The sequence below is a fragment of the Arthrobacter sp. HY1533 genome (genome assembly GCF_027568515.1).
Classification (GTDB): domain Bacteria; phylum Actinomycetota; class Actinomycetes; order Actinomycetales; family Micrococcaceae; genus Specibacter.
This window is the reverse complement of sequence record NZ_JANKZF010000011.1, coordinates 65,591-84,392: the sequence shown is the minus strand read 5'-3', so window position 1 is coordinate 84,392 and position 18,802 is coordinate 65,591. Positions and strand designations below refer to the sequence as shown.

At 67.7% G+C, this 18,802-nt stretch carries 18 protein-coding genes; 1 reads left to right on the top strand and 17 read right to left on the bottom strand.

Going from position 1 to position 18,802, the window contains the following annotated elements:
- Positions 1-111: 111 nt before the first annotated feature.
- The 5 genes from PCK14_RS10515 to PCK14_RS10495 form a co-directional block, all read right to left on the bottom strand.
- Positions 112-1,008 carry an ABC transporter permease gene (locus PCK14_RS10515; protein ID WP_269938444.1) on the bottom strand — a complete coding sequence of 299 codons (897 nt, stop codon included), beginning with the start codon at positions 1,006-1,008 and terminating at the stop codon, positions 112-114.
- Positions 1,001-1,789 carry an ABC transporter ATP-binding protein gene (locus tag PCK14_RS10510; RefSeq protein ID WP_269938443.1) on the bottom strand — a complete coding sequence of 263 codons (789 nt, stop codon included), beginning with the start codon at positions 1,787-1,789 and terminating at the stop codon, positions 1,001-1,003. Before PCK14_RS10510 ends, PCK14_RS10515 begins: the two co-directional genes overlap by 8 nt.
- Positions 1,786-2,991: an ABC transporter substrate-binding protein gene (locus tag PCK14_RS10505; RefSeq protein ID WP_269938442.1), complete on the bottom strand. Its 1,206-nt coding sequence runs from the start codon at positions 2,989-2,991 to the stop codon at positions 1,786-1,788. The genes PCK14_RS10510 and PCK14_RS10505 overlap by 4 nt, the downstream gene beginning before the upstream one ends.
- Before the next feature lie 89 nt (positions 2,992-3,080).
- On the bottom strand, positions 3,081-4,253 hold the full coding sequence (locus tag PCK14_RS10500; protein ID WP_269938441.1) for an ABC transporter substrate-binding protein: 1,173 nt from the start codon (positions 4,251-4,253) through the stop codon (positions 3,081-3,083).
- Between the two features lie 237 nt (positions 4,254-4,490).
- Entirely contained in the window at positions 4,491-5,288 is a 798-nt protein-coding gene (locus PCK14_RS10495; RefSeq protein WP_269938440.1) for a helix-turn-helix transcriptional regulator, read from the bottom strand.
- 73 nt (positions 5,289-5,361) lie between these two features.
- Here PCK14_RS10495 and PCK14_RS10490 point away from each other — a divergent pair, with 73 nt between their 5' ends.
- Positions 5,362-5,874: a VOC family protein gene (locus PCK14_RS10490; protein ID WP_269938439.1), complete on the top strand. Its 513-nt coding sequence runs from the start codon at positions 5,362-5,364 to the stop codon at positions 5,872-5,874.
- 8 nt (positions 5,875-5,882) lie between these two features.
- Here the strand turns inward: PCK14_RS10490 and PCK14_RS10485 are convergent, their stop codons facing one another.
- The 12 genes from PCK14_RS10485 to PCK14_RS10430 form a co-directional block, all read right to left on the bottom strand.
- The gene (locus PCK14_RS10485; protein WP_269938438.1) at positions 5,883-6,899 is read right to left on the bottom strand and encodes a GTP pyrophosphokinase; all 1,017 of its coding nucleotides are present in this window, start codon (positions 6,897-6,899) and stop codon (positions 5,883-5,885) included.
- Between the two features lie 131 nt (positions 6,900-7,030).
- The gene (locus PCK14_RS10480) at positions 7,031-7,771 is read right to left on the bottom strand and encodes an NUDIX hydrolase (protein WP_269938437.1); all 741 of its coding nucleotides are present in this window, start codon (positions 7,769-7,771) and stop codon (positions 7,031-7,033) included.
- Complete coding sequence (locus PCK14_RS10475) at positions 7,768-8,886, bottom strand: AAA family ATPase (RefSeq protein WP_269938436.1); 1,119 nt, start codon at positions 8,884-8,886, stop codon at positions 7,768-7,770. Before PCK14_RS10475 ends, PCK14_RS10480 begins: the two co-directional genes overlap by 4 nt.
- A 2-nt stretch (positions 8,887-8,888) precedes the next feature.
- Positions 8,889-9,545 (bottom strand): nicotinamide riboside transporter PnuC, encoded by a 657-nt coding sequence (gene pnuC / locus PCK14_RS10470; RefSeq protein WP_269938435.1) that lies wholly within the window; start codon positions 9,543-9,545, stop codon positions 8,889-8,891.
- An 86-nt stretch (positions 9,546-9,631) separates the two neighbouring features.
- A complete protein-coding gene (locus tag PCK14_RS10465; RefSeq protein ID WP_269938434.1) occupies positions 9,632-10,090 on the bottom strand; it encodes a VOC family protein in 459 nt (152 codons plus the stop codon).
- Between the two features lie 190 nt (positions 10,091-10,280).
- Positions 10,281-11,678, bottom strand: a complete 1,398-nt coding sequence (locus PCK14_RS10460; protein WP_269938433.1) for a sulfate adenylyltransferase subunit 1 — start codon at positions 11,676-11,678, stop codon at positions 10,281-10,283.
- Positions 11,678-12,643 (bottom strand): sulfate adenylyltransferase subunit CysD, encoded by a 966-nt coding sequence (cysD, locus tag PCK14_RS10455; protein WP_269938432.1) that lies wholly within the window; start codon positions 12,641-12,643, stop codon positions 11,678-11,680. The genes PCK14_RS10460 and cysD overlap by 1 nt, the downstream gene beginning before the upstream one ends.
- The gene (locus PCK14_RS10450; protein ID WP_269938431.1) at positions 12,640-13,413 is read right to left on the bottom strand and encodes a phosphoadenylyl-sulfate reductase; all 774 of its coding nucleotides are present in this window, start codon (positions 13,411-13,413) and stop codon (positions 12,640-12,642) included. The genes cysD and PCK14_RS10450 overlap by 4 nt, the downstream gene beginning before the upstream one ends.
- Positions 13,410-15,176 (bottom strand): nitrite/sulfite reductase, encoded by a 1,767-nt coding sequence (locus tag PCK14_RS10445; protein WP_269938430.1) that lies wholly within the window; start codon positions 15,174-15,176, stop codon positions 13,410-13,412. The genes PCK14_RS10450 and PCK14_RS10445 overlap by 4 nt, the downstream gene beginning before the upstream one ends.
- Positions 15,177-15,412: 236 nt before the next feature.
- Positions 15,413-16,105: a sirohydrochlorin chelatase gene (locus PCK14_RS10440; RefSeq protein ID WP_269938429.1), complete on the bottom strand. Its 693-nt coding sequence runs from the start codon at positions 16,103-16,105 to the stop codon at positions 15,413-15,415.
- A 76-nt stretch (positions 16,106-16,181) separates the two neighbouring features.
- A complete protein-coding gene (locus PCK14_RS10435; protein ID WP_269938428.1) occupies positions 16,182-17,576 on the bottom strand; it encodes an MFS transporter in 1,395 nt (464 codons plus the stop codon).
- A 5-nt stretch (positions 17,577-17,581) separates the two neighbouring features.
- A complete protein-coding gene (locus PCK14_RS10430) occupies positions 17,582-18,802 on the bottom strand; it encodes an ABC transporter permease (protein ID WP_269938427.1) in 1,221 nt (406 codons plus the stop codon).

Sequence of the window (18,802 nt, the reverse complement as noted above, 5' to 3'; positions counted from 1 at the left end):
CGTCACGGGAGGAAATATTCAACAGGGCGCCGTGGGGTCGCATTTGTGGCCCCTTCCGGCGGGGGAAGGGGCCACAAGTGCGAGTTCACGGGGCGTGGGAGGGCGTGGGGATTAGCGGGTGCTGCCGGCCAGCAGGCCGCGGCCGCGCAGCAGGCGCTTCTCCACGGGGGCGAACACCACGAGCTCCACCAGGATGCCCACGAACAGGATGACGAGGATTGCCGACATCACGATGCCCATGTCGGAGAGCTGGCGGCCCTGTTCCAGCAGCGAGCCCAGGCCGAAGCCCAGCGAGCCGCCCATGGCAATGATTTCGGCGGCCATGAGGGAGCGCCAGGAGAACGCCCAGCCCTGCTTGAGCCCGCCCACATAGCCGGGCAATGCTGCCGGGAGCACCACGTTCACGGCCATCTGCCAGCGTGAGGCGCCCAGGATCTGGCCCACGCGGCGGTGCTGCGGCGGAATCTGGTCCACGCCGGCAATGAGCCCGTTGATGATGGAGGGAATGGCGCCCATGAACATGACGAAGTAGACGGTGGCGTCGGTCAGCCCGAACCAGATGATCGCGGCCGGCACCCAGGCCACGGACGGCAGCACCTGCAGCCCGGAGACCAGGGGCCCGAACGCCCGGCGCAGCACGCGCACCTGCGAGAGCAGCAGGCCAATGGGGGTGCCCACGGCGATGCTGATGACGAAGCCCATGATGCCTCGCTGCAGCGAGGTCCAGACGGCTTCCTGCGCCGTCCCCTCCTGCCACAGTGAGCCGAGCGAGCCGAGCACATCCAGCGGCCCGGGCACCAGGTCGCGGCGGCGCAGGCCCAGAGACACATAGAACTGCCACGCGAGCAGCAGCACAATGAACGCGGCCAGCGGCAGCAGGATCCGCGACCAGTCGACGCCGCGACGCTCCACGGCCTCGGACTGGAGCGAATCCAGGCCGGCCTCGAGGGAGCGCATTTCCTCTTCGGTGCCGCTCTTGACCATGGGGGAGGTGATTGTTTCAGGCATGTTTGCGGATCTCCTGGCGCAGTCGGGCGGTGATGTCGGAGGTGAGCGCCCCGGCCGCTGTGGCATTGGTGCGGTGTTCCTCGGAGACGTCCCACTCCGCCACCACACGCCCGGGCCGGGAGGACAGCAGCAGCACACGCTGCCCCAGCCGAACGGCCTCGCGCACGTTGTGGGTGACAAAGATGATGGTCCGGCCGGTCTCTTTCCAGATCCGTTCCAGCTCGTTGTGGAGCAGGTCGCGGGTGATGGCGTCCAGCGCGGCGAACGGCTCGTCCATGAGCAGCAGCGGCTTGTCCTGCGAAAGTGAGCGGGCCAGCGCAACGCGCTGGCGCATGCCGCCGGAGAGCTCGTGCGGGCGTTTCCCGGCCGAGTGGCCCAGGTTGACCAAATCCAGCAGCTCGGCGGCACGCACCCGGCGCTCGGCCCGGCCCACGCCGCGCAGCTTCAGCGCCAGCTCCACATTGCCCTGCGCCGTAAGCCACGGGAACAGGGACGAGTCCTGGAACATGAACGCCGCACCGTCCTCGGGCACCTCCAGCGCGCCGGAGGTGGGCACGTCGAGCCCGGAGATGATGTTCAGCAGCGTCGACTTTCCGCAGCCCGAGGCGCCCAGCAGGGCCACGAACTCGCCCTGGTGGACGGTTGCCTTGATGTCCTCCAGCACGGGCGCGCCGTCGCCGAAGCGCTTGCCCAGGTTCTCCAGCACGACGGCGGGTGCCCGGCCGCCGCCCGCGGTTGCGCGGGGCTCCGTTGTGGCCGCGGGAATCAGCAATTCAGTCATTCTGCACCCAATCCTGCCGCCGAGGCGGGTTGTCCGCCGGCAGCCTTTAGTACCTTGTTGAGCAATGTCAGGTCGAAGAGGCCTTTGAGGTCCGCGGGCTTGGAGACCCCCACGCCGACACCGTGCTCCAGAAGTGTGGGGAACGTTCCGGCCAGGGGGTCGGCCGTGAACTTCAGCTCCGACAGGGAACGGGCCACCACGTCGGCCTCCAGCGGCTGGCCGATGGCGACGGTGAGGGCCTTGTTGATGACGGCCCCGGCCTGGTCGGGGTGGTTGTTGAGCCAGTCGACCGACTCGACATGCCCGGCCAGCAGGGCTTCAACGGTTTGCGGGTGTTCGGCCAGGAATTTCTTGTTCACGGCCAGCACGGTGGTGCTGAACTGGCCCTTGTCCCAAAGATCGGCCTCGTTGACCAGGACCTTGGCCCCGGCCTGCAGCACCAGGCGCGAGGTCCAGGGCTCGGCGACCCAGGCGCCGTCGATCTTTCCGTCCTGGAACAGGCGCAGGGTCTGGGCGTTGGTGGTGGGGGTGATGGTCACGTCCCCGCCGCCGGTGGCGTTGGTGGCCAGTCCGCGGTCGCCCAGCCACTTGCGCAGGGCCACGTCCTGGGTCCCGCCCAGCTGCGGGGTGGCGATGGTCTTGCCGCGGAGGTCTTCGGCGCCGTTGATGCCGGGCCGGACCACGAACTGGGCCCCGCCGGAAGCCGCCCCGGCAATGATGCGGATGGATTCGCCACCGCTTTGCACGAAGGAGTTCAGCGCGGGGTTGGGGCCAAGGTAGGCGGCGTCGATGGCTCCGGCGTTGAGTGCCTCGACGGTGGCCGGGCCGGTGGTGAAGACCTGTGTCCTCAACTCAGTGGTGCCGAGGCTGTTTGCAATGGTGCCGTTTTCCACGCCCACCAGGGCCGGGCCGTGGGTGATGTTGCCGAAGTAGCCCAGGTTCAGCACTGCGGCCGGGGCCGTTGCCGGGGCTGCGGCCACCACGGCTGCCTCGTTTCCCTTGGCATTGGCGCTGGCCACGGCCGCACCGCCGCCAATGAGCCCCACCAGGGCTGCCAAGACCAGGACTTCCAGCCCGCGCCATTTGCGGCCGGCCTGCTCTCCGGCCGCGATGCGTTTGAGGCGCAGCGCCTGTGCAGGCACGGGGTGTGCCTGCACAGGCGTCGCCGCCTGCTGCGGCCCGGAAGTGTTGGGGATGGTCATGTTTCAACGGTAGGGACAGCGCGGGGCCGCTTCAATGAACGGGACACCCAAGGTCACGCGGGGTCACGCAGCGTCACAAAACGGCCGACTCAGTCCAGGCCGGCACCGTCGATGGCGGGCTTGGACGCCGCGGCGAGGATCTTGTTCAGCGGGCCGAGCTCGAAGATTCCGGACAGGTCCGCCTGCTTGCCGACCCCGGCCGTGACGCCGTCGGCCAGCAGCTTGGGGAAGGTGCGGGCCAGCGGGTCCGCCGTGAACGTGAGCTCGGTCAGCGAGCGGTCAATGACGTCCTTGGGCAGTTCCTTCCCTGCCGCCGACTTCAGCGCGGCGTTGACGGCCGACGCGGCGTCCTTCGGGTGCGCGTTGAGCCAGTCGATTGATTCCACGTTTCCGGCCAACAGGGCGTCCACGGTCTCGGGATGTGCCGCGAGGAAGGTCTTGCTGACGATCAGGATGGTCGTGGCAAACTCGCCCTTGTCCCAGAGATCGGCCTCATTGACCAGGACCTTGGCCCCAGCCTCCAGGACCAGGCGGGAGGCCCACGGTTCGGGCAGCCAGGCGCCGTCGAGCTTTCCCTCCTGGAACAGCTTCAGGGTGCTGGCGTTCTCGGTGGGGTTGATGGTGACGTCGCCGCCGCCGCTGGGGGTCGTGGCCAGGCCCTGCCCGGCCAGCCATGAGCGCAGGGCAACGTCCTGGGTGCCGCCGAGCTGCGGGGTGGCAAGGACCTTGCCGCGCAGCTGTTCGGCATTCTCGATGCCGGGCCGCACCACCAGTTGGGCGCCGCCGCTGGTGGCGCCGGCGATGATGCGGATCGACTCGCCGCTGCTCTTGACGAAGGAGTTGATGGCCGGGTTGGGGCCCAGGTAAGCGGCGTCGATGGCGCCGGCGTTGAGTGCCTCGATGGCGGAGGGGCCGGCGTTGAAAACCTGGGTCTTCAGCTTCGTGGCGCCCAGGTTCTTGGCCAGGATGCCGTTGTTGACGCCGATCAGGGCCGGGGCGTGGGTGACGTTGGCGAAGTAGCCAAGCCGCAGTTCGGCCGCGGGGCCCGCTGCGGGCGCCGCCTGCTCCGGGGCGGACTTGTTGTTGCCGGCGGCCACGGTGGCCACGGCAGCGCCGGCGCCGATGAGGGCCACGAGCGCTGCGAGGGCAACGATTTCGATGCCGCGCAGCTTGCGCCGCTGCTTTTTTTGGCCTGCCGTGACGCGGGTGGTTTTCAGCTGGGGGCCGGCTGGGTCTTGGTTGGCGGGGTTTTGCTCAGACATGGGGATTCCTTGAAGACGATGGGATGTGGGCTCAGCGCTGTGGCGTGCAACATCGCGGCGTGAACCTTGCCTGCCGGGTGGGTCCGGGCCTGGCGGCGGCCGTCCGGGGCGCTCCGGCCGCGGGGGCTGCGCCCGTGGTCCGGGCGGTGGCAAATGTGGTCATGGCACAAGGCTAGGGACGGCCGGGGCGCCTGTTCAACGGTTGCGACGCCCCGCGTCACGCGGATTCACGCGCCGTCACAAACTGCTGCCGCGGGCCACCGTTTTCCGGTAGTTGCTGGGCGTGAAGCCCAGAAAACGCTGGAAGTCCCCGGCCAGGTGGGCCTGGTCCGCATAGCCGAACTCGGCAGCAATGGCCGCCAGTTCCAGTTCGGGATGGGTGCGCGCACGGTCGGCGGCTTCCTGCAGCCGGCGCCGCCGGATCAGGGCCGCCGGGCTCACGCCAACGTACTTCGCCGCCATCCGCTGCAGGGTGCGGGTGGACACCGCGAGCAGCCCGGCCACATCCTCAATGCGGACAAGGTCCGGATTGCCGTCAATCGCCTCCGCCATGGCGTTGGCCAGCAGGGCCTCCCGGGAGACCTCCGGAATCCGGTCCGCCAGCCACTCTGCGAACACGGCCGCCGCATCCGCGCGCCGCTTCTCCGGGTCCTTCAACGCCATGGCCTGGGCAACGGCAGCCAAAAGTTCCGGGGCGTCGACTGGCGCCCTGGAGTCGCGCAGCCCGCCGGGGTTGCCTGCAAAGAATGGCACAGCCGCCGGGCGCAGCAGCGCGCCGACCGCCCAGCCGCGCCCGGCCAGGTCCTGGTGCGAAACGCGGGTGGTGGGCCCGGACAGTTCCACGCCGCCGTGCTGCACCACAAGGTTGCTGGCCGCGAAGGCAATGAGCTGCTGGCGCGAGGTCCGGCCGGGCTCAATGTCCCATTCGGGGATCCAAAACCACTGCACCAGGTGCTCCAAGGCCGCTGGCGCAGGCAGGCGGTGGAACGTTGGAAGACTGGCGGGGTACAGGATCCCCTTGAAGGTGCTGGCCACGCGGCAAGTCTACGGTTGGGGTTGTCGCGAATCTACAAGCCCCGCCCGGGCCCAGGCGCGTAGCGTTGCCGGCATGAGCACATCACCAGACACCGAGACCACCACGGCAGCCAACGGCAAGCACACCAACAACGGCACTCCGCACGGATTCACCAGCCTGACCCCGTTCCTGTCCATCCCCCGGGCCGCCGAGGCCATCGAGTTCTACAAGGATGTTTTTGGTGCACGCACCGTGGGCATCACGGAATTCGGCGGTGTGGTGGTGCATGCCGAGATGGACTTTGGCCAGGGCCGCCTGCAGCTGGGCGAACCCAACCCGGAATACCACCTGGTCCCGGCGCCCGAAGGCGACGACGACTGCTACTCCATTGCCCTCTACTGCCCCGACGTGGACGCCGTGCTGGAGCGTGCCGTGGCGTCCGGGGCCACCGTGCGGGAGGCAGCCACAGGCTTTGTCTCCGGCGACCGCTTTGCCAGCATCCGCGACCCCTTCGGCGTCCGCTGGTCCATCATGACCCGCGTCGAGGACATCTCGGAGGAAGAGAGCACGGCCCGGGTCGCAGAGTGGGCTGCGACGCAGGGCTGACAGGCGGACTATTCGTCCTGCTGGCCTTCCCATCCGTCGCGGAGGCGACGCAGTCGCGCCCGGAGCTTCGGCTCGCGGTTGCGGTCGCTGCCCACTGACTTCGTGGCGTTCACATACGCCTCGCCAAGGGACTGCAGCAGGAGGTCGTCGGCGATGCGCACCTGGCCCGGGTTGAATCGGTAGGCCATGAGCTTGGCAACCTTGCGGGCGTCAATTGACTGGAACCAGTCCTCGGCCGCGGTGACTGTGTCGATGCCGTTGGCGGCGAGGACGTGCACCATCCAGTCGTACTGGTTTTCCTTGCTGCTGCGGTACATGGGGAAGGCGCGGTTCAACACGCCCTGGAGGGATCCGGCGTCGAGCTTCTGGAACTCGGGAACGGGCTCAATGGCCCCCTCGGCCTGAAGGCGCTTGAGGGTGTCGGCGATGTTCACGAACTGCTGGTCGGCCAGCTCGATCAGGGTGGAGGCCATGGTGAAGGCGCGGCTGATCTCCGCGTTGTCGCCGCTGCTGCCCTTGAAGCGGATGTCGTGCTCAAATTCGGCCCAGGCATGCTGCAGGACCGTGCGGATCTGAACCTCGAAGCGGTGGCCGGAGTACTGTGCGCAGTTGACGGGCGGGTTCTCCGCCGGCACCTCCAGGGTCAGGTGCCGCCCGGCGTAGCCAATGCCGCCGTTCTTGCGCATCATGGCTGTCTTGTCTTCGTCGTCATGGCAGATGAAGGCGCTGCTGAGTGCGATCGCCACGGCCTCAATGTCGGACTCCACGAACAGGATCACGCGCACGCCGATGAGATCGTCGAGATTTTCCAGCCCGCCCGGGTACTTCAGCTCACCGGCGTTGTCGCGGCGGGACATCTTCTCGCTGGCCGATGCCGCCGACTTGACCCTGAATTGGACGTCGTGGTGGTTCAACCCGTCGTCGTGGAGCCTGCCAACGATGGTGTTTCGGATGGCCAGCGCTGCCTCCGAAAGGCCCTGCTGCCCGAATCCTGGCTGCTGCACTGCACTGTCCGCCTCGTCCACGGCCACACGTTCGATGGTGTCCCCCTCGCAACTCCCGGGCCGGCGCGCACACCGGTCCTTCTCAAATTCTCCCAGCTTTGCAGGCCTTGTCCAGCCCAACGGGCGGGGCCCTTTTTAGGTTCCGCTGCGGCTTAGTCCCGGGGCCGTGACCAGGGCGGGGAAATCCATTCGCTGCCCACCGTGAAGAGCGACGCCGGTGCCCCCACCGCCTGCACCTTGCCTCCCGTGGGGGTCAGGAATGCGCGCATTTTCCGGGTGAAGTTTCCGGCCGGAAGTTCGCCCTGCCACACGGCCGTGTAGATGTCGCGAAGGGCGGAGATGGTGAACTCCCCCGGCAGCAAGGAGGCGGCAATCGTGGTGTATTCCATTTTTCCGGCCAGCCGTTCCAGCCCGGCGGCGAGGATGTCGGCGTGGTCGAAGGCCAGGGTGGCCAGATCCAGCCCATGGACCGGCTGCCACGTGGCCGCGGCGGCGTCGGTGCCGGGGATCAATTCCGGCAGCTTTCCATCCGCGGCCAGCAGGACCAGGTGCGCCACGGACACGACCCGCATGCGGGGGTCGCGTTCCGGCGCACTGTACGTTGCCAGCTGTTCCATGGCGACCCGGTGCGCGGCCAGGTCCAGCCCCGTTTCCTCGGCGAGCTCGCGGTGCGCGGCAGCCAGTGCATCCTCCGCCGGGCCCACAAATCCGCCGGGCAGCGCCGGGCGGCCCAGGAAGGGCTGGGCGCCGCGTTCCACAAGGGCCACATGCAGCGCCTTGTTGGCCACCGCGAAGACCACCAGGTCCACGGTCAGGGCCACGGGTGGGAAGGCCGTGGGGTCGTAGCCGGAGAGGAATTCGGCTTCCGCTTCGTTGTGCGTGCCCGGGCTCATGCGGCGGCGCCCTGTGCGGCTGCGTCCACGGCGGCCGCGCCCGACCAGGCCGGCGAGCTGAACGTGATTTGCTGCTCCAGCATGGCGTCGATGACAGCTATGGCGGTGGCCAGCCGGCGTTCGCGGCTGCCTGTCACCAGGATCCAGGAGTGGCCGCCCTCGGTGAGTGCCTCCTTGAACCATTCGGTCATCTCGGGGCGGCGGTGCTCGCCCTCGCGCCAGCCGTCATCCTCGAAGTCAACGCCGGTGTGGTCGGTCAGCAGGTACACGTCGCGGCGGGGCAGTGCGGCGAGGGCGCCGTAGGATCCGTAACTGCCGTCGCCCAGGTAGTAGCGCTCCCAGAGGGTGGTGGCCAGGGCGTCGGTGTCCGCAATGACGAGCGGGGCGGCCTCGGCGGCGGCCTGCTCCATGGCCGTCTGGCGGGCGGCGATGACGCCGAAGTCGGTGTCGGTCCAGAGCAGGTCCTCGACCGTGGCGTCCGGTTGTGTGGCCTGCAGCGCCTCGAGCAGCTCGTAGGTGTAGTACCGGCCGTGTTCGGGGACGTCGGCCAGGGCCGGGAACTGGCGGCGATAGTGCTCGGTGAGCGCCTCGCTGAGGGTGGTGGTGCCGGTGGATTCGGCACCCACCACAATGATGCGCACGGCCATTCCGCGGCGGGCGGCCGGCACCAGCTGCTGCCAGTTTCCGGCCAAGTCGGCCCGGCACATGGTCCCGCTGACGGGGTTTGCGTTGCGGGCCGGATCCACGGAAACATGGACGGCGCCGAAGGCCGCGGCCAGGCGGTCCCCGTAGCCCTCCGAGCTGTAGACGGCGTCGATCTTTTCCATGCCGTGCGCCTTCAGGGCCCAGCGCATGTTCTCCACCTGGGCGGTCCAGATCTCATCGCTTGCGTAGTCCACGGGGCAGTCGTTGCGCACGGGCAGCACGGTGACGTGGTCGCCGTCGAACTCCTCCGCGAGCCAATCCGCGCGCTGCGCCACGGTGAGCGACTCGAAGCGGCTGCCCTGGACCAGGACCCAGGTGTGCCGGGCCCCGGCCGTGGCGGTTTCGATCAGGTGCCGGTGGCCGGCGTGGGGCGGGTAGAACTTGCCGATGACGAGGGCGTTTTCAAACATGGCTAGACTCCTGCCGTTGCGGGTGCTGGTGTTTTGGTGGCGGTGCGGAGGCGGTTCCAGCCCACCAGGCCGTAGACGCACAGGGCCAGGAAGCCGATGTACAGGATCGCTGTCAGGGCCAGGCCGCGGCTGAAGTAGAGCGGGATCGAGACCAGGTCAATGACGATCCACAGGTACCAGTGCGCGAAGATCTTCCTGGCCTGGGCGTAGGTGGCCACGAGCGATGCGGCCAGGACGAACGCATCCGGGATGGGCACCACCGAATCCGTGCCCGCGTGCAGCAGGTATGCCACGGCTGCCGTGCCCAGCACGACGGCGGCCACTCCCCCGATTGCCTCGGTGCGGCTTGCGTCGCGGATGGGGAGGTCATTGCTGCCGGTGGTTCCGCTGGCGCCGCGGCTCCACTTGATCCAGCCGTAGACGGCGATCACGGCGAAGATGAGTTGGAGAACCGTTTCGCCGTAGAGGCCGGCCCCGAGGAACAGGATCACGAACGCAATGTTGTTCAGGATGCCGACGGGCCAGTTCCAGATCTTCTGCCGTGCCACGCCCCAGACGCAGGCGGCGCCGGTGGCGAAGCCAATGACCTCAACCCAGGTGACGGGGTTCTCCAGCAGGGTGAAGGCGGTGGCGTTGAGCCAGTCGATGAGCGCTTCCATGGTGTCCCCTTTGCGTAGTTATTATCAACTTGATAATAACCATAGCACAGGGGTTCCCCATGGCGGGCGGGCCCCAAGGACCCAGGTCAGGCGTGCCCCAGGCCCTCTTCGTCCTGCTGCTCCGCCATGAACGCCTCGGGCCCCTGCTCTGCAGCCTTCGGGTCCATCCACACGGCGCTGAACAAGTTCCCGTCCGGGTCCTCGAAATCGCGGGAGTACATGAAGCCGTATTCCTGGGCCGGGCGGGGCTCGGCACCGCCGGAGGCCAGCGCCTTCTCCATGATGGCGTCCACGTCCTCGCGGCTGTCGCGGCTCAGCGCCGTCTGGACCTGGATGGCCGTGGCGGGATCCACGATGGGCTTGTCCGTGAACGTCTCGTAGAACTTCTTGGTGAGGATCATCAGGAAGATGCCCTCATCCACCACCACGCAGGCGGCGTTCTGGTCGGTGAAGTTCGGTTCGATCCGCCAGCCCACACCCTCAAAGAACGCCTTTGAGCGGTCCAGGTCGGACGTGGGCAGGTTGATGAAAACTTGGGTGGGCATGGCTGTGGCTCCCTGGTTTGGTGGTTCCGGGATCGTGCTTGCTTGAACATTTTCATGCTTCCGAACCCCGGGGGCGGTGTCAATGGCAGGCCCCACGAAAAATGATCCCGGTCCCGCTTTCTGACACCGGGATAACGGTGTCAGAAAGCGGGATCGGGATCAGGTCTCGACAAGCTCGACCACCGAAGGGCTAGATGCTATAGCGCTCGTCCTCGTGGTCGCCGGGGTGGTCGTTGACCAGGCCCGCGGCCAGCGTGTTGCCGTCCTGCGGGTCGATCACCAGGAACGCGCCGGTGCGGCGGTGGCGGGCGTAGGACTCCACGGGCAGCGGCGAGGACAGGCGGATCTGGGCCGTGCCAATGTCGTTCAGGTCCAGTCCGGAGGCCGGCTGCAGCTCGAAGGTCTCCAGGTCCAGCTTGCCGGACACGGCTCGGATCAGGCCCTGCACGGTCTTGCTGCCGTGCTTGATGAGCACCTTGGCGCCCTCGCGCAGCGGCTTGGTGGACAGCCAGCACAGCTCCGCGTACAGGTCCTGGCTGACCTCACCGAACGTTCCGGTGGCGGCGATGACGTCGCCGCGGGCAATGTCGATCTCCTCGCTCAGGCGCAGCGACACCGACTGCGGGGCCACGGCACGCTCCAGCGAACGGCCGGCAAAGTCGATGCCCACCACTGTGGCTGTGCGGCCCGAGGGCAGGACAGTGATCGACTCCCCCACCGAGACGCCGCCCGAGGCGACCTGGCCGGCATAGGCGCGGTAGTCGCGGAAGGAGGCACCGGCGTCGTCCGCGAGGGTCAGCTCGGGCGCAAGCGCACCCTGCGGGCGGACCACCAGCTGGACGGGGAAGCGGAAGGGCTCCAGGCCGCGCTCCAGCTCGTCAGTGGTGGGCAGCGTCTCGAGCAGGTCCAGCAGGCTGGCGCCCGTGTACCAGGGGGTGTGGGCGGAGCGCTCCACCACGTTGTCGCCCTCCAGCGCGGACACCGGAATGACCACCACGTCGCCGAGGCCAATGCTCGCGGCAACTGCCTGAACATCGGTCTCGATGGCGCGGAAAACGTCCTCGCTGAAGTCCACCAGGTCAATCTTGTTCACGGCCACCAGCACGTTGGGCACGCGCAGCAGGCGCAGCACTGACAGGTGCCGGCGGGTCTGTTCCAGCACACCCTTGCGGGCGTCGATGAGCACGACAACGGCGTCCGCGGTGGACGCGCCCGTCACCGTGTTCTTGGTGTACTGGATGTGCCCGGGGCAGTCGGCCAGGATGAAGCTGCGGCGGTCCGTGGCGAAGTAGCGGTAGGCAACGTCAATCGTGATGCCCTGCTCCCGCTCGGCGCGCAGGCCGTCGGTCAGCAGCGCCAGGTCGATCTTCTGCGTGCTGCCGTTCTCGCCGCCGAAGCCGCGGTCCGCTGAGGTGCGGGCGACGGCGTCGAGCGTGTCAGCCAGGATGGCCTTGGAGTCGTGGAGCAGGCGGCCCACCAGGGTGGACTTGCCGTCGTCGACGGAGCCGGCGGTGGCAAAGCGGAACAGCGTGGCGTGCGCCAGCGGGGTCTCGACAGGCTCGACCAGCGATGAAGTAATTGTGCTCATTAGAAGTAGCCGTCTTTCTTGCGGTCTTCCATGGCTGCCTCGGAGATGCGGTCATCGGCCCGGGTGGCGCCACGTTCTGTCAGGGTGGAGGCGGCAACTTCGCGCACTACGTCGTGGACGGTTGTTGCGTCGGAGGCCACGGCGCCAGTGCAGGACATGTCGCCCACGGTGCGGTAGCGGACCTGCTTGATGACAACTTCCTCATCGGGGCGCGGCTCGGACACAGGGCCTACGGCACGCCACATGCCGTCGCGTTCGTAGACCTCGCGGTCGTGGGCGTAGTACAGGCCCGGCAGCTCAATGTTTTCCCGGGCGATGTAGCGCCAGATGTCCAGCTCGGTCCAGTTGCTGATGGGGAACGCCCGCACATGCTGGCCCACCGTGTGGCGGCCGTTGTACAGGTTCCACAGCTCGGGGCGCTGGTTGCGCGGGTCCCACTGGCCAAACTCGTCGCGCAGGGACAGGATGCGCTCCTTGGCGCGGGCCTTGTCCTCGTCGCGGCGTCCGCCGCCAAAGACGGCATCGAACTTGTTCCTGGCAATGGCGTCCAGCAGGGGCACCGTCTGCAGCGGGTTGCGGGTGCCGTCGGCACGCTCGGCCAGTTCACCGGAATCAATGAACTCCTGCACGGAGCCCACCTCCAGCCGCAGGCCCAGGCGCTCCACCGTGCGGTCACGGAAGTCAATGACCTCGGGGAAGTTGTGGCCCGTGTCCACGTGCAGCACGGGGAACGGGACCTTGCCCGGCCAGAACGCCTTGGTGGCCAGGTGCAGCATGACCACGGAGTCCTTGCCGCCGGAGAACAAGAGTGCCGGGCGTTCAAACTCGGCAACAACCTCGCGGATGATGTGGATGGCCTCGGATTCGAGCAGGTCGAGCGAGTTCAGCTCGGGCGCCTCGGGCGGGGTCTCGACAAGGGTCTCGACAGGCTCGACCACCGGGGTGTCTGTAATTTGGGTGCTCATACGTGTAGTCCGCATTCTGTCTTGGAGGTTCCGGCCCAGCGGCCGCTCCTGGGGTCGGCGCCGGGGGCCACCTTGTTGGTGCAGGGTGCGCAGCCAATCGACGGGTAGCCCTGGCTGAGCAGGGGGTTCACGGGCAAAAGGTTGTCTTCCGAGTAGCTCAGGAGCTCCTCGTAGGTCCAGGTGGCCACGGGATTGACCTTGACCAGGCCGTTCTTTTCATCCCACACCACCAGCGGGGTGTTGGTGCGGGTGGGGGCCTCGTCGCGGCGCACGCCGGTGAACCACAGCTCGTAGCCCGAGAGGGAACGGCTCAGCGGTTCGACCTTCCGCAGCGCACAGCACTGGGCGGGGTCGCTGGCAAACAAGTTCTTGCCCAGCAGCGAATCCTGTTCCGCCACGGTGTTCAGCGGCAGCACGTCCACAATGTTCACGCGCAGGTTTTCGGCCACCTCGTTGCGCGTGGCGTACGTTTCCGGGAAGTGGTAGCCCGTGTCCAGGAACAGCACGTCCACGCCGGGCAGCTGCTCGGCAACCAGGGCCGGCAGCACGGCGTCGGCCATGGAACAGGCGACGGCGGCCGTACCGGTTGCGAAGTTGCGCGATACCCAGGCGATGACTTCCTGTGCGGACGCGTCCCATGCCAGTTCGGCGGCGCCGGCAGCCGCAATGGCTTTCAGCTCCTCGTGCGAGCGGAGTGCCGGGGTCTCGACAGGGGTCTCGACAAGCTCGACCACCGGGGTCTCGACAGGATCAATCACACGGGTTGTCATTTGAGCAGCTCCTCATCGGCTCGGTGTGCGAACTCGGCAAAGGTTTCTCCGTCGGTGCGGGCGCCAACGTATTGGCGCACAACGCGCTCCACGTAGTCGGGCAGCTCGGCGGCGGTGACCTTCAGCCCGCGGATGGTGCGGCCCAGGCCGGCCTCCACACGATTGTCGGTGGCCAACCCGCCGCCCAGGTGGACCTGGAAGCCGGGGGCTGTGCCGCCGTCGTCCGTGGGAAGCATCATGCCCTTCAGGCCGATGTCCGCAGTCTGGATGCGGGCGCAGGAGTTGGGGCAGCCATTGATGTTCAGGGCAATGGGCTGGTTCAGAACTCCGGTGTCAACGAGGTCCGCCAGACGGGTTTCCAGCTCGCCGATGGCCGTGGCCGCGGTGTCCTTGGTGTTCACGATGGCCAGCTTGCAGTACTCGATGCCGGTGCAGGCGATGGTGGAGCGGCGGAACAGTGACGGGCGGGCGGAGAGGCCCAGGCCGTCCAGCACGGCGATGAGCGATTCCACCTGCTCCTTGGGCACGTCGAGGATGACGAGCTTCTGGTGCGGGGTGGTGCGCAGGCGGAAGGATCCGTGGGCTTCCAGGGCGTCGGCCACGGCAGTCAGGATGGTGCCCGAAACCCGGCCCACGGTGGGGGTGACGCCAATGAAGAACTTGCCGTCCTTCTGCTCGTGGACGCCAATGTGGTCGCCGGGTGAGGTGGGCTTGGGTGCGGCGTCGCCGTCGGGCAGCTTGTGGCCCAGGTATTCGTCCTCCAGGATTTGGCGGAACTTTGCCGGGCCCCAGTCGGCCAGCAGGAACTTCAGGCGGGCCTTGGTGCGCATGCGGCGGTAGCCGTAGTCGCGGAAGATGCTGGTGACGCCCAGCCACACCTCGGCAGCGACCTCGGGCGAAACAAAGACGCCAAGGCGTTCGGCCAGGCGTGGGTTGGTGGACAGTCCGCCACCCACCCAGAGGTCGTAGCCGGCACCCAGTTCGGGGTGGACGACGCCCACCAGGGCGAAGTCGTTGATCTCATGGACCACGTCCTGGGACGGGTGGCCCGTGATGGCGGTCTTGAACTTGCGGGGCAGGTTGGCCAGCTCGGGATCGCCGATGAACCGCTCGCTGACCTCCTTGATCAAGGGGGTGGGATCGATGATCTCGTCCTTGGCAATGCCGGCCACGGGGGATCCGAGGATGACGCGGGGCACGTCGCCGCACGCCTCGGTGGTGGAAAGGCCCACCGCCTCGAGGCGGTTCCAGATCTCCGGCACGTCCTCGACCCGCACCCAGTGCAGCTGCACGTTCTGGCGGTCGGTGAGGTCAGCCGTGTCGCGGCCAAAGTCGGTGGAAATCTGCCCGATGACGCGCAGCTGATCGGTGGTCAGGGAACCGCCGTCGATGCGGACACGGAGCATGAAGTACTTGTCTTCAAGCTCGTGGGGTTCCAGGGTGGCGGTCTTGCCGCCGTCGATCCCCTGCTTGCGCTGGGTGTACAGCCCCCACCAGCGGAAACGGCCGTGAAGGTCGTTCTTCTCGATGCTGTCGAAGCCACCGGCGGCGTAGATGGTCTCAATCCGCTCGCGGACGCTCAGCCCGCCGTCTTCCTGTTTCCAGACCTCATTGGGGTTCAGCGGCGCCGTGCCGTCAACCTTCCACTGGCCGTGGGGCTTGGCCGCCGGGCGGCTCCGCACGGGCCGGGCCGGCTTGTCGGCGGGGGCGGCTGATGCGGTGGGTGCCTCGGCGTTCGCTCCGGCTAGAGCTGTCTGTGTCATAAATCGAGAGTAGGTTGGCCAGGCACCCGGGCCAACCAAGATTGCAACGCTAGTTCACCTTGGGCAACATTTCGTCACACGGCCCATTTGGCCCCGCAATGTGCATTCCTGAGGTGGGCAGGAGGACACTGTGATCCCCAAACTTATGCGCAGCCCCCGCAGCCTGGCGGTGCGCATGGGGGCCTATGCGCCGGGCCTGCGGCGGGCAATTGCGCATAAGTTCACGGTGAAGCGCCTCAGGCCCAGGGTCCCCGGGCCACGGCGGTGTCAAAGTGTTCCAGCGCCAGCTCCGCCAGCAGGGTTGCAGGCAGCAGCGGCCCAGCCACGGAATCGGCACCGGCAAGCGAGAGCTGGTCGTGGAAGTAGCCGGGGGCCAGCAGGTAGGAGGCAATGGCCACCCCTGCGACCCCGGAAGCCCGGAGCTGGGCCACGGCCTCCGGAACGGACGGCGTGGCACTGGCACCGTAGGCGGCCAGGATCCGCTGGGGCCGGCGCACGGCGAGGTCCGCGGCAAGCACCTCGACCTGTTCCGCGGCCTCGGGCCGGGAGGAGCCTGCCGCGGCCAGGACAATGCCCCAGTCGGCCGGCAGCTCCCCCAGGCGCTCATCGAGCAGCTTTGCCAGTCGCGGATCCGGCCCCAACGGAGCAGCCGCCGCGGTCAGCGGCCGGGAAGCAACAGCCTCGGCGATGTCCACCTGCACGTGGTATCCCACAGTCAGCAGGAGCGGCACCACCACGGCCTGCACGCCCTCCGGCAGGGCTGCAACCACGCCGGGCAGTGCCGGTTCCTGGACGTCGACATACGCCTCGAGCACCTCCAGCCCGGGGCGCAGCCGCGCAATCTCGGCCCGGAGCTGGTTGATGCACTCCTGCCCCTGCGGGTTGTTCGTGCCGTGGGCGCAGGCAATCATGACCGTCCGGTGCTCCATGGGGCGTCCTTTCACGAAGTTCTTTTCTGCTGCCAATCTACGTCACCCACCCGGCAGGCAAGGCACCCGCATTGCGTCAGGAGACCCTCTCGCGCACACTGCGGGCGGCCGCATTGGAGATGCCCAGCGCGGACACCGCCCCGCCGGCCAGGAACAGCAGCGCCGTGATCACCATGACCCGGCGGAACGAGCCATGGTCAAGCACCCCGCCCAGCATGACGCCGGCAAACGCCACGGCAAGCAGCCCGGCCACACGGGCCACGGCGTTGTTGATGGCCGAGCCCACCCCCGACTGCTCCGCGGGCACTGCCCCGAGGATGGCCGCGGTCAGCGGCGCCACAGTCATGGACATGCCCACGGCAAACACGAGCTGCCCGGGCAGGATCTGCAGCCAGAAGTTGAACGGTTCGGCCGCCGCCGTCATGAGCAGGTACCCGGCTGCCGCCACGGCGGGACCGGCCGCCATGAAGAACCTTGGCCCGTGCGTGCCGGCCAGCGTGCCAAACCAGCCCGACAGCATGAGCGAAATGACTGCCACGGGAAGCGAGGCCAGCCCCGCCTGCGCTGCCGTGAAACCTGCAATCTCCTGCAGGAACAGCACCACCATCAGCTGCCCCAGCGACAATCCCCCGTACACAAGTGCCGTGGCAATGTTGCCGATCCCAAAGTTCCGGATGCGGAACAATCCCGGCGGCATCATGGGCGCCGGCGTGCGGCGCTCCCACCACAGGAACGCCGCCAGCGCGGCCACGCCCACGGCAAACGGGAGCCACACGGCGGTGCTCCCCCAGCCCAGCCTCCCCTGCTCGATCAGGGCGAACACCGTCCCGGCAAGCCCGACGGCGGCCAGCACCGCCCCGACGGCATCGATCCGCCGGGCGGGGCGTGGCCCGGCGGCGGACGCGGCAGGGAAAGGACCCGGCAGCACCAGCCCCCGGAGCATGAACAGGGTGGCAGCGATGGGCAGGACGTTGATGGCGAAGATGATCCGCCAGCTGGCAAAGTCCACCAGCAGCCCGCCCACGAGGGGGCCCGCCAGGAACGCCGTCCCCGTCCAGGCTGTCCAGGAGCCAATGGCCTTGCCCTGCGCGGCACCGCTGAAGGTGGAGGTGATCAGCGCCAGTGAGCTGGGCACCAGCATGGCCGCGCCGACGCCCTGCACGCCGCGGGACACGATGAGCCACACGGCTGTGGGGGCCAGGGCGCAGGCCAGGGACGCCGCCCCGAACAGGAGCAGGCCGGCGCGCAGGATCCGCACACGGCCAAAGGTGTCAGAGAGCGAGCCGGCGATGAGGATCAGTGAACCCAGGGCCAGCAGGTACGCGTCCACCACCCATTGCTGCGTGGTGATGCCGCCGCCCAGTTCGCGGGTCAGCGCAGGGAGGGCAACGTTGACCACTGCGCCGTCCAGAAATGCCACGAATGAGGCCAGGATGGCCACCCACAGCACGCGCCGCTGGACCCCCTGCATGCGGCTCAGGACTTCCTGGAGAACGCCGTCCGCAGCGACAACTTGCGGGAGTACTCAATCGAGCCGTAGCGGAACAAGTGCACGGCCACGCGCAGGGCCACGGCCCCAAACACAAACAGTTCCACAATCACAATGGCAGCCGAGACCCCGTTGAGGGATCCGAAGGCGTTGCGGAGCATGGCCGTGATGGGCGCCGTGAAGGGGAAGAACGTGAAGACCTGCACGATCACCGAACCCGGGTCGCTGACCACCAGGGTCACAATGTAGAAGGGGATGAACATCATGATCATGACGGGCGCAAACACGGTGCTCGCGTCCTTGGCCGTGGGCATGACGGCGCCGATTCCCACCAGCACGCCCGTGAACAGGATGAAGCCGCCAATGAACAGCAGCGCCCCGACCAGCATGGGCAGGAACTGGAACTGCAGGTTGGAGAGGTCAAAGTCGGGCATGGCCAGCTGGTCCCGGAAGAAGACATAGCCCAGCGCCATGGGCGTGGCAAAAACCAGCGCCTGCACCGCACCCACCAGGAACAGCGAAATGACCTTGCCCACCACAAGGGTCGTGGGGTTCAGGGTGGTCAGGATCATCTCCGTGACCCGGTTTTCCTTCTCCTCCAGCGTGGAGGCCAGCATCTGGTTGGCGAGCAGGATGATGACCACGTAAAACAGCACCAGGAACAGCAGCGGCGGCACCACGGTCTCCAGCCCACCCGACGGCTGCCCGTCCTTGAACGTCTGCGATTCCGTGCTGAAATTCCCCTGCACGGCGGCGGCCAGCTCCGGCGATCCCACCTTCACCTGGGCGGAGAGCAGCACCAGCTGCTTGGCCACGGCCTCGTAGCTGCCGTTCTTGAAGATGCCCTGGTCGGCACCGTAGACCTTCACGGGCTCCTGGGTGAGGTTGGCCGGGAAGCTGAACCAGGCGTTGAGGGTGCCTGCCTTGACGCGTTCGACGGCGGTGGCCGGGTCCTGCTCGGGGGTGCCGCCCATGGCCGTGGCCAACTTGGCGTCAATGAGTCCGGAGGCGTCCGTGTACGTGAAGGCCAGGCTCTGGTTCTTTTGCGCGTCCGCCCGGCTCTGGGTGGAGGTGTTGCTGGTGAACACCAGCCCAAACACGATGCCGAGCAGCACGGGGATGGCCAGGGTGGCGATCCAGAAGCGGCGTTTCTTCACTGTGCGGGTGAATTCAAAGCCCACCACTGTGCTCAGGTTGTGCCGGGCCAT